Source organism: Nitrospinota bacterium (assembly GCA_027619975.1).
Lineage (GTDB): Bacteria > Nitrospinota > Nitrospinia > Nitrospinales > VA-1 > JADFGI01.
Window position 1 is genome coordinate 1 of sequence record JAQCGX010000055.1, and the last position, 10,697, is coordinate 10,697.

The window sequence follows — 10,697 nt, forward strand, 5'->3', positions numbered from 1 at the left end:
AAGATTATTTCATGTTATGAATTTTATGAGCCACAACACCCTGTAAAATGCCTGGCTGTACCGCCATTCACGCAACTGTACATTCAATATTGTTAGTGGCACAGGCTTTCCAGCCTGTGCTCCTTTTCCACCAAAAGTTTAAAATGGTCGACTTCCACTCCACCCATCGCAATCTTCCCCACTGGCATCTGCCCGGAAGTATTTATTTCGTTACCTTCCGGGTCTATCACGGTGAGCTCACCACAAAAGAGCAATGCATCGTTTTAGATGCCATAAAGCACTTTCATTCAAAAAGGTATTGGATCTGGGCATCGGTGGTCATGCCGGACCATGTACATCTCTTAATCAGGCTGTACCATGACCGCCTTGGAAAAGAAATTGCTTTGGGTAAAGTTCTTAAAAGCATAAAGGGTTATTCGGCCCGTGAGATCAACAAAGGCCGGTACAGCACAGGAAAATTTTGGCAGGATGAGTACTTTGATCGGATCGTCCGTAACGAAGTTGAATTAAAGGAAAAATGGAACTATATAAGAAATAATCCTGTAAAGAAAACCCTCTCGGATTCTCCTGAAAATTATTCCTTCCTTTGGGAACCGGGCCCCCCTTCCTGAGACTTAAGATTGCACAGGCTGGAAAGCCTGTGCTACTAAACTCGAAAAGGAAAAATACCAACATAAAAACAAAGGAAGCGGTAGCACAGGCTTTCCAGCCTGTGCCCCAATACCTGCAAGGTATTTTGAAAGCGCCCTGTAGTTTGTAAGGCGGACTCACCGGATGTTAACAACCACTCCTCCCATCCCCCCCCTTTTTTTGACATTGTTCCTGCATGTAAGAATTCATATAATAAAAACGACTAACCCATAAATTCCGAAACTCCGGGAGCCTGAGAAACCGTTATTTTTGCTTTGTAGTGGCTATTACCTTTTTAGGGTTTTTAATATTTATTCTTAGGCAAAACACATTCTGATGAGGTGATGCTATGAAATCATTAATCCATTGGACACTCGTTATATTATTAACAGGGTTTTCTTCCCTGGCCTCGGCATCGCCCCCGGCGGAACTCAATTTGTGGAAACACGACCCGTTCCTTTATGGCGCTTGCGGTCATTGCGGTGATTTCGTTCAATTCAAAGCCAACAAAAACCGTGAGAATTTCACAGAATTTAGTTTGTACACTCAAACCGGATATTATTCGGCGGGCCTGTACGGACCTGAAAGCACAACCATGACTCTTTTCGGCGAACAAAACTATGCAACGGACAAAGGTTTCCTGATCATCGTTAAAAAGGACGATACTGTCGTGCAAATCGAAAATCTGGATGAATTCATCCCTCAAAAATGGATCGACGTGCAAGCGCAAAAGGGAGGGTCAGGTGCCTATTCGGTCTATTACCAACCCTACCCTTTGTTCAAAAATAACGTGCGCTCCGGGAAATGGGGAAAATGGTGGGACTCACTGCCGCCAATAAATCCAGCCGGTTGAATTGATTTCTTTCCCCGATGCCAGTCGATACCGTTATAATGGGAGCTGGCGTGGGCGGTTCAGTGTCCACCCCGGCATACCAATCCCCTATTTATCGAAAGAGACGTATGAAGATTTTTCAAAGAATGGCACTCCCATTACTCACGGCAATTCTATTGCAGGCTCCAACCCTGGCCGCGGACACACCCAAGGAGCCTTTCAAAATAAACGGCAAGCCCGTTCCCAAGGTCATTGCAACGGTAAACGGTACAGATATCAGCTCTGAATTTCTTGAAAGGGAGATGACCGCGTTTGAATTGATGTCCTCCCAGCAGGGGAAAGAAATCAAATCCGGATCCCAGGATAAAATCGCACATAAAATTCTGGAAAAGGAAATTGATGAAGAGTTGATCTACCAACAAGCGCGACTGGCGGGTGTCCAGGTTCCTTCAGAAATAATTTTAAAGGAAATTAAAAATATAGAGAGCCAGTTTCCAAGCCCCGGATTGTTTGACAGAGCCCTCGCCATGCAACACCTGACACGCGGGAAACTGCGGGAAAAAATTGAACGACAATTGGTGGCGGAAAAGTATTTGCGTCAGGTACTGGTCCCTAAAATTAAAGTGGATGAACTTTCCCCGGAAAAGTATTATGAGAACAATAAAGATACTTTTATGAAACCAAAAATGTATGACGTCAGCCACATTTTTGTGAGCACTTTAGACCCGTCCTCACAGGGCAATGCCGGTGACCCCGCCATGCAAGAGAAGGCTCAACGGATTCTGGACGGGATCAACAAAGGCGCCAGTGATAAAATCAATACCGTTCTGCAAAAGTTGAAGAAAGGCGAAGACTTCGGCAAACTGGCAAAAGAATTTTCGGAGGATGAAGGCACAAGTGACAAGGGCGGAAGCCTGGGAACGCTGCTTCCTCAAACCACGATTCCGGAGATCGCGGGAGAAATGGAGCGGTTGGCTTTGGGAGAGGCCAGCGGCGTCATCAAAAGTTCCTTTGGTTACCACATCATCAAGCTCAACAATATCGTACCCAGTGAGCTGGCGCCCTATGAACAGGTCAAAGCCGATATCCTCAATTTACTGCTGGTGCAGGAAACGGAAAAACTCAAAGAAGAACTACTGACTGACTTCAAAAAAACCGCCAAAATAAAAAGATTTATTAAATAAATTAACACCTCTGCTGATTTTTCCTGAATGAGTCTCTCTGCAAAGACAAACCGCCTGCACTTGCAATCATGAAAACTCTCGTAACCGGAGCCACAGGATTTTTAGGATCGGCCATCGCCCGCGAATTATTAAAAGATGGGCGCAAGGTCCGGGTATTAGTCCGCAAGGACACCGATACGGAAAACATCGACGGGTTGGATTTGGAGATCGCCTACGGAGATCTGCGCGACAAAACCTCTCTGCATAAAGCCTTGCAGGGATGTGACGTCCTTTACCACACTGCGGCCTATTACAGCTTGTGGGATAAAGACAAGCGGCTGTCTCATGATATCAACGTTGAGGGCACACGCAATATCCTGCAGGCCGCAAAGGACCTGGGATTGCGAAAAACCGTTTATACCAGCACGGTGGGCTGTATCGGACTTTTGCCGAATAAAGAGCCGTCCAACGAGGAAACTCCCTTCAACCCGGCCACACTCTGTAACGACTACAAGCAATCCAAATATCAAGCCGAACAGGTTGCCCGCGAGTTCCATCAAAAAGGACTTCCCGTGGTGATCGTCAATCCCAGCACCCCCGTCGGCCCGAGGGACATCAAACCCACGCCCACCGGCAAGATCATTGTGGATTTTTTGAACCGTAAAATGCCGGCCTACCTCGATACGGGGTTGAACCTCATTGATGTCACCGATTGCGCCCGTGGTCACATCCTGGCGGAACAAAAGGGCATCCCCGGCGAACGCTATATCTTAGGCAACCGCAACATGTCTCTCAAAGAAATTCTTTTGGCTTTGGAGAAAATCACCGGACTCAAGGCCCCTGTCGTGCAAATGCCCTACTGGGTGGCGTTCGCCGCCGGATGGGTTTGCGAGAACCTGTCGGACCACCTGACGGGAACGCCTCCTGCCGTTCCTTTGGCCGGGGTGCGCATGGCAAAATATTTTATGTATTTTGACTCGTCAAAAGCGGTGCGCGAGCTCGGCCTGCCGCAAAACCCCATTGAGAACGCCCTGGAAGAAGCGGTTCAGTGGTATAAAGACCATTCCCGAATCTCCTCCGCCAAGTGATATGGAAATCCTTTCACTGCTCTTGGGAACCGTTCTTCTCAGGCCCTACGTTTTTGTGTTCCTGGCTTTTTACCTGACGATTGCGATCCTCAACATGGGTCTGGCCCGGTCGCTGATTTTTACCGTCCTCGCCTATTCGATCGCCTTTTTGTCGGAATACTCCTCGACGCGCAACGGGTTCCCTTACGGATTTTACTCCTACATCGATACCACCCGTGGTCAGGAGCTGTGGATCACCAATGTTCCGTTCATGGATTCGCTCTCCTATGCCTTTTTGTCTTATATCAGCTACACGTTCAGCCTGTTGCTGTGGTCTTCCCTGAAGACCTCGGGCCTGGACATCCGCATCGAGGACAGTCAACCTGTCAAACTTTCCATCCGCGTGATTCTCACCGGCGCGTTTTTATTCATGATGATGGACGTCATCATCGACCCGGTGGCTTTTCTGGGCGACCGCTGGTTTCTGGGAAAAATCTACACCTATCAGGAGGAAGGCGAATATTTCAACATCCCCTTGACCAATTTCGGCGGCTGGTTTTTGGTGGGAACCGCCATCATCGGCAGTTTTTCTCTGCTGAATCAATGGCTGAAGCTTCCGCCGCCGCCCAAAAGAGACATCCCCTATCAGGCGCTGTTGGGACCGGGATTGTATTTTTGGGTCCTGATATTCAACCTGGCGGTGACTTTTTATATCGGCGAGTTTCTTTTGGGATTCTGCGGAATCTTAATTTTTCTGGGAATTTTTTCCCTGCTGGTTTACAAAATCAAGAACCCCGAATGGCTGACGGGCTGAATGGTTATGCACGATACCGATGAAAAAGAAACGCCAAAAAAACGCCGGGAGCATCCCGTTTTCACGCTCTTCGTGCATGCGGGTTACACGGTATTGATTCTCTCCATGATTTCCTGGATCGTTTATATCGAGTTCATTTTGTAAACTCCACACTCTCCCTCTTACCTCGCCTCGATCAAAACGATATTATTTCTCACGCCCTCGATAAACGCATCCATAGAAACGTTTTCGTTCCGCTTAACGGGTGTTGCATTCTTGAAAGGTTGAAGTGATTGCATGGCCTGAGTCAGAATCGCTACCGGGATGGCGTAATTATATTTTCCAGACAGTTCCGCAGGATAATAATCTGCCGCGTGCCGGGCCATGAGAACCATGCCAACAACCTGCCTTTTTCGGTTCATCAACGGGCTGCCGCTGTGAACCGGGTCCAGAGCCAGATCAATGGGTATCAAGTCGGAAAAGTTGACTTCTTTGTTTGCCAGGAATCCTTCGATCAACGTGTGCCGGTCCTCAAGGGTGTTCGTCCAGGGGTATCCCAGCGTAAACACAGTATTATCCTGCATGGAGATACCGGGCTCGGAGAAAGAAAGAGGTTCTCTTTTTACTTTGGGGGCTTCGTCCAGTTCAAGGATCGCCAGGTTTTTAGCGGGGTCTTTATAAACTAATTTTGCATTGATGTCATCTTCATTGGGAAATTTGACACGAATGCCGTCCGCTTCTTTCACCAGGCCATAATAGGTGATGACATTGCGCCCATCGCCAATCAAAAACCCGGAGCCCAGGCGGGTCACCGGGGTGCTCATTACCAGGAGCATGACCAACAGGCCCAGTAGAAAAATCGATCCGATTATTTTCATTCAAATGGAAGCGGTCAAGCTAAATGAACCCCGGCCATCGCCACTGCATGGTCATCTTCCACCGATGAGCCGGACACCCCAATCGCCCCCACAATAGTTCCATCTTTATCTTTCAAAGGAACACCACCGGGAAAAGAAATCAGCCCTCCATTGGAATGCTCAATGCCGTAAAGCGAACCGCCGGGTTGACTCAGTTTACCGATTTCTCCCGTGGGCATATCGAAATAACGAGCGGTTTTAGCTTTTTTGATAGCGATATCGATACTGCCCAGCCAGGCCCCCTCCATTCTGAAGAACGCCTTCAGATTCGCCCCTGCATCCACCACTGCGATATCCATTTTAGCGCCGATTGCCGTCGCCTTTTCTATCGCCGCCATGACAACATTTCGAGCGCACTCGTCAGAAAGGTTTTCTTGATTCAATGTGTTCCCCATATTTTCTCCCTGTTATAGTAATTTCTAAAATATTTAATGCATTTTGGTATTCATATAGAACCCATAAACAAAAAGCCCGATGCCCATGATGATAAGACCGTCATTAATAAGCAGGTCTTTCCAGTTGGGGATGCCGTGATCCCAAACCCAGGGAATAACGATCCAAAATACCGACAGTATTCCGATGCTCAGCAACGCCCCAATAGCGATGATCAAAACCTTAGCATCCATAATAAATTCCCATCCTTTTCAAACACACCGGGTTCAAGTTATCTATACCATTTTAACTGCTAGATACTACCAGCATTGCCCCAATGAAGAAAGACAGGGTAACACCCCCGGTTCACTTTTTTTCCCAGTTAAGAGCGGACTTCAGGGAAAAATCTTGGCCGGAAAAAATGGCGTGTATAATGAAACCCATTTAAAATGAACACAGGCAACCCATTATGGCGAACAATAATTACAGAACTGGAGACACCAAAGCGGATCAGTTGATTGAACAACTGGCCGATGCGTGCGTGTCAGAGGATTGCCGGGAAATGTTCCGGCAGATTCTCACCACGGTGACAAAACTGGGGCAGGAACACGGCGACTTGGGGGACTTTAAACTGGTCAACACCACCGTCAAGGAACTCAGGCACTCGTTTCGAGTTTTTCATCCCTACCGGACCGTGCGCAAGGTCATGGTGTTCGGGTCTGCCCGAACCGAAGAGGACGATCCCAATTATTTACTCACTCTGGAGCTTGCGAAACAACTTGTCAATCTCGGGTTCATGCTGATTTCCGGCGCCGGAGGCGGCATCATGGAAGCCGCCAACCGTGGGGCGGGAAAGGGGAACAGTTTTGGAATCAACATCAAACTTCCCTTCGAGCAAGGCGCCAACGCCTATATCGCCAATGATCCCAAGTTGATGCAGTGCAAATATTTCTTCACCCGCAAATTGATCTTCATCAAGGAATCCGATGCTACAGTTCTGCTACCGGGCGGATTCGGAACTCTGGATGAAGGTTTTGAAAACCTGACCCTGTTTCAAACCGGGAAAACCTTGCCCCGCCCCATTGTTCTGTTGGAACCGAAGGAAGGCGATTACTGGAACACCTGGCTGGGTTTTGTCGATTCGGTTTTGATAAAAAAAGGTTTTATCTCCGCTGACGACCGCAAGTTGTTTCAGGTGGCCCGTTCGGCTGAAGAAGCCACTAAATATATCACCGATTTTTACCGGATTTATCATTCACTCAGGTATATCCGCGGTCTCACAGTACTCAGGTTTACCAGGGAAATTCCCGAGCCTCTCATCGATCGGCTGAATTGCGATTTTAAAGATATTTTGGATAGCGGAAAATTCCTGGCAACTCCACCGCTGGAGGACGAATTGAAAAATCGGGAATATCCGGATTTACCGCGTCTGGTTTTTAATTTCAATCACAGGAGTTTTGGCCGACTCAATGAGATGATCCAGACCATCAACGGCGCCCTGCCATAACATATTTTTTTCTGTAAAAAAATGCTGGTTCTCCCTTATTTTTCAATATTGTTTGATAAAACACCTATTATTTTCCGTTTAAATTCAAGTTTAGCTCAATAAAATCCGATTCTATAACTGTAGACATGTTTTTTAAAGGAGGGACTGCTTGTCTCTTTTTCTGACGCAAAAGGCGGATACGATTGAATAAATTGCACCAGCAAAAGCTTGCAAACGCCGCATTTGAGGACTCAGAGGTCGTAGAAGCCTTATTAGTAGACGAGCCCGCGTCCGCAGTTTCCGTCACCCCCTCTCTGATCGGGTTCTCCAACACCTTGATTGTCATCCCTGCCTATAATGAGGGAAACAATATCGGCAGGGTTCTGGACGGCGTCCGAAGATGCGCTCCCGAACTCCCGGTACTGGTGATCAACGATGGCTCCAGCGATGCCACCCAAAAAATTTCCAGAGATCATGGAGCCAAAGTCATTTCCCTGCCCTTTAATTTGGGATACGGAGTGGCCCTCCAGACCGGGTTTATTTTTGCCTTAAAAAACGGATACACGACCGTCGTGCAGATGGATGCCGATGGACAACACGACCCGCGTAACATCATTGACATGTTGCAGGAATTACAAAATGACAATGTCGATGTGGTGATCGGTTCCCGCTTTCTGGGAAAAAACAATTACAAGACCACCATCTTCAGACATCTGGGAATGTTCGTCTTCGGGAACCTGGCTTCTCTATTTTGCGGACAGAAAGTGTCCGACCCGACCTCGGGTTTTCAGGCATTGAAGGGCAAGGCCATTAATTTTGTGGCAAGTGGGTACTACCCTCCCGACTACCCCGATGCGGATTTCATAATCATGTTGCATCGATACGGATTCAAAATACGCGAAATTCCTGTTACCATGCACGCCAGTCCCGATAATAAATCGATGCATACGGGACACAAAACGATTTATTACGTGTTCAAAATGTTTTTATCGATCATCGTCACCCTGTTGAGACAAAAACCCAAAGGATAACAGCAGTGCCGCCACGAATCAGAATCATTGCCATCATTATCTGCATTTTCCTGCTCGCTTACGTTTTTGAGCTGGTACGCAGGAAGCATCTCAACGAAGAATACTCGCTGGGCTGGCTCGTTACCGGAACCCTGATGCTGATTCTTTCCATTTCCGAAGATTTGCTGATGTGGGTTTCTAACCTGGTGGGAGCCACCCTGTTCACATCCACCCTGTTTTTCTCCGGGCTGGTGTTTCTGATGATCATCTGTCTGCATTTTTCCATCCGCATTTCCGCCCTGACCAATCAGGTGAGGACGCTGACCCAGCACCTTGGCATTCTCGACTATGAAAAGAAAACTCTGGAAAGTCTGGTCGCTGAAAACTCCCTTGCAAAAAATCCACCCAGGCTGAAACAACTTTGAAGGTTTTACGCACCATCGAAACGTTTTTCCCTTATATTTGCGGCCCCGCCAACCAGGCCTTTCAAATTTCCAGCCGTCTGGAAGCTAAAGGCGTCTATTCTCCGGTTTTAACCAGTTATTGCGATGTGAGCCCTACCCTTCCGGCACAGGAAAAAATTGGCAATGTATCGGTCACACGGCTTCCCATCCAGTTCCGGCTGATGCGGTACTGCGTCACCCTTGGGATTTTTAATCAATTCAAGAATTTCGACATTCTGCACAGTCACAACTACCGAAACTTCCAGACCGACTGCGGTTTTTTTTTTCGCAATTTAAAAAGAAACCTTTTATTTTAAATACCCACGGTTCGCTTTTAGGCTATAAAAAATACCTCCCAACCTTTTTACAACGCTTCCCCTACCAGGTTTACGACCTTCTGACCCTGAAAACGTCCGCCAAAAGGGCCGATGCCATCGTGGTGTCCTCTAAAATGGAGTTTGATGATGCTCTGGAATTCGGGATATCCCGAAAAAAACTGCACATCATCCCGATGGGAGTGGATATTCCCGATATACTTTCTCCGGATGAACAGGATGAGAGTTCCCCTCTGAAAATCCTGTTCGTCGGACGCATCGCTCGTGTGCGGCGGGTGGAATTGATCCTGCAGGCGGTAAAAAATCTGTCCATTCCTTTTACAGTCACCATCGTCGGCGGGGAAGAAAAAACCAGCAGTCTGTCTCAAACCGGCTACTTGAACGAATTAAGGAATTTATGCCAGGAACTTGGAATCTCGGACCGCGTCACCTTTACCGGCCCCAGGCCGCCTGAGGAACTGCCGTTTTATTACCGGGCCGCCGATGTGTTCGTCTACCCTTCGCTTTATGAAAACTTCGCGCAACCCATTCTGGAAGCCGCCTCTTATGGAGTCCCGGTCATCGCCACCCCGGTCGGAATCGCCAAGGAAATCATTGCGGATGGAGAAACAGGATTTTTGACAAGCGCAAACCCAACATCTCTTGGAAAAACGTTGGAGCAACTTGCCGACCGATCTGTCCGAAGGAGCCTGGGCGCAAACTTAAAAGAAACCGTCCGCAATAAATTTGCCTGGAACCGGATTATGGATCAATATATGGAACTTTACCGCTCGTTCTAAAAGATCCGGATCATGAAAAAAGAATTCGACCAATTTTCACAAAATTATAAAGACCTGCTGGACGATTCCCTCAAAGTCACGGGTTTCGACACCAACTATTTTGCCACCGCCAAAATAAAGACGCTGGCAAACTTTTTCCCCGGCCTCTGCCACCGCCCTATTAATTTTCTGGATTATGGATGTGGGACCGGGCTTCTGCTCAATCCTGTCCAACAATTTTTCCCCCTGGCCGCCTATGCCGGCACCGACCTTTCGAATGAAATGATAAAAGAGGCACGCACTCAAACTAGCGGGTCCGATATTTTTTTTGCAATGGATTCGAAACAATGGAAACAGAGGACGTATGACCTCATTTTCGCTTCCAATGTCTTTCATCATATTCCAGAGGAACATCACCAAAAGATACTGCAGGAGCTAAGAAAATTGCTCACTCCAAATGGGAAAATAATCGTTTGGGAACACAATCCGCTGAACCCATTCACTCGAAAAATCGTCAAGGATTGCATTTTCGATCAAGACGCGGTTTTGATTTCTCCGGGAAAAATGAAACGACAGTTCAGGAATGCGGGAATTTCAAAACTTCAGGTCACCTTCACCACTTTTTTCCCGCAATCCCTGAAATTTCTTGTTCCTTTGGAACCCTGGCTGGGATGGTGTCCTCTGGGGGCCCAGTACCTTTTGGTGGGAGAAAATCCCGATAATTCGCCACCATCTTGAGTTCGGTTAAAAGAAACTATGGGAGATTTTGTTTCCCGGAACAACTCCACTTTTCAGCCCTCCCGGGGAAAACACTCGCGCAGACCATCCTCCAGTTTGCGGGGTCGAAAATTCAACAAGGGGATTTCAGGATTTTCTGGAGAGGATTTGTCG

General features: G+C 47.6%; 15 protein-coding genes. 12 read left to right on the top strand and 3 right to left on the bottom strand.

What is annotated here, in order from left to right:
* Positions 1-143 precede the first annotated feature (143 nt).
* The 6 genes from O3C58_13555 to O3C58_13580 all read left to right on the top strand — a co-directional run bounded on the left by O3C58_13555 (position 144) and on the right by O3C58_13580 (position 4,650).
* Positions 144-611: a transposase gene (locus tag O3C58_13555; GenBank protein MDA0692878.1), complete on the top strand. Its 468-nt coding sequence runs from the start codon at positions 144-146 to the stop codon at positions 609-611.
* Positions 612-979: 368 nt separating this feature from the next.
* Complete coding sequence (locus O3C58_13560) at positions 980-1,483, top strand: hypothetical protein (protein MDA0692879.1); 504 nt, start codon at positions 980-982, stop codon at positions 1,481-1,483.
* A 125-nt stretch (positions 1,484-1,608) separates the two neighbouring features.
* Positions 1,609-2,646: a peptidylprolyl isomerase gene (locus O3C58_13565; GenBank protein ID MDA0692880.1), complete on the top strand. Its 1,038-nt coding sequence runs from the start codon at positions 1,609-1,611 to the stop codon at positions 2,644-2,646.
* Positions 2,647-2,714: 68 nt separating this feature from the next.
* Entirely contained in the window at positions 2,715-3,713 is a 999-nt protein-coding gene (locus O3C58_13570) for an NAD-dependent epimerase/dehydratase family protein (GenBank protein ID MDA0692881.1), read from the top strand.
* Position 3,714: 1 nt separating this feature from the next.
* Positions 3,715-4,506 (top strand): carotenoid biosynthesis protein, encoded by a 792-nt coding sequence (locus O3C58_13575; GenBank protein ID MDA0692882.1) that lies wholly within the window; start codon positions 3,715-3,717, stop codon positions 4,504-4,506.
* Entirely contained in the window at positions 4,507-4,650 is a 144-nt protein-coding gene (locus O3C58_13580) for a hypothetical protein (GenBank protein MDA0692883.1), read from the top strand.
* A gap of 17 nt (positions 4,651-4,667) precedes the next feature.
* Here the strand turns inward: O3C58_13580 and O3C58_13585 are convergent, their stop codons facing one another.
* Genes O3C58_13585 through O3C58_13595 form a run of 3 tightly spaced genes read right to left on the bottom strand, consistent with a single transcriptional unit; the run spans position 4,668 to position 6,028 of the window.
* Complete coding sequence (locus O3C58_13585; GenBank protein MDA0692884.1) at positions 4,668-5,363, bottom strand: serine protease; 696 nt, start codon at positions 5,361-5,363, stop codon at positions 4,668-4,670.
* A 14-nt stretch (positions 5,364-5,377) separates the two neighbouring features.
* The gene (locus O3C58_13590) at positions 5,378-5,785 is read right to left on the bottom strand and encodes a heme-binding protein (GenBank protein ID MDA0692885.1); all 408 of its coding nucleotides are present in this window, start codon (positions 5,783-5,785) and stop codon (positions 5,378-5,380) included.
* 45 nt (positions 5,786-5,830) lie between these two features.
* Positions 5,831-6,028, bottom strand: coding sequence for a hypothetical protein (locus O3C58_13595; protein MDA0692886.1), 198 nt, complete (start codon positions 6,026-6,028; stop codon positions 5,831-5,833).
* Between the two features lie 215 nt (positions 6,029-6,243).
* On the opposite strand from O3C58_13595, the gene O3C58_13600 reads away from it, so the two are divergent.
* The 6 genes from O3C58_13600 (at position 6,244) to O3C58_13625 (ending at position 10,544) form a co-directional block, all read left to right on the top strand.
* Positions 6,244-7,281 (top strand): LOG family protein, encoded by a 1,038-nt coding sequence (locus O3C58_13600; GenBank protein ID MDA0692887.1) that lies wholly within the window; start codon positions 6,244-6,246, stop codon positions 7,279-7,281.
* 182 nt (positions 7,282-7,463) lie between these two features.
* Complete coding sequence (locus tag O3C58_13605) at positions 7,464-8,291, top strand: glycosyltransferase family 2 protein (protein ID MDA0692888.1); 828 nt, start codon at positions 7,464-7,466, stop codon at positions 8,289-8,291.
* A gap of 5 nt (positions 8,292-8,296) precedes the next feature.
* A complete protein-coding gene (locus O3C58_13610) occupies positions 8,297-8,695 on the top strand; it encodes a DUF2304 domain-containing protein (GenBank protein ID MDA0692889.1) in 399 nt (132 codons plus the stop codon).
* Complete coding sequence (locus O3C58_13615) at positions 8,692-9,030, top strand: hypothetical protein (protein ID MDA0692890.1); 339 nt, start codon at positions 8,692-8,694, stop codon at positions 9,028-9,030. The genes O3C58_13610 and O3C58_13615 overlap by 4 nt, the downstream gene beginning before the upstream one ends.
* Positions 9,024-9,827, top strand: a complete 804-nt coding sequence (locus tag O3C58_13620; protein ID MDA0692891.1) for a glycosyltransferase family 4 protein — start codon at positions 9,024-9,026, stop codon at positions 9,825-9,827. The genes O3C58_13615 and O3C58_13620 overlap by 7 nt, the downstream gene beginning before the upstream one ends.
* A 12-nt stretch (positions 9,828-9,839) precedes the next feature.
* On the top strand, positions 9,840-10,544 hold the full coding sequence (locus tag O3C58_13625; protein ID MDA0692892.1) for a class I SAM-dependent methyltransferase: 705 nt from the start codon (positions 9,840-9,842) through the stop codon (positions 10,542-10,544).
* Positions 10,545-10,697: the final 153 nt, after the last annotated feature.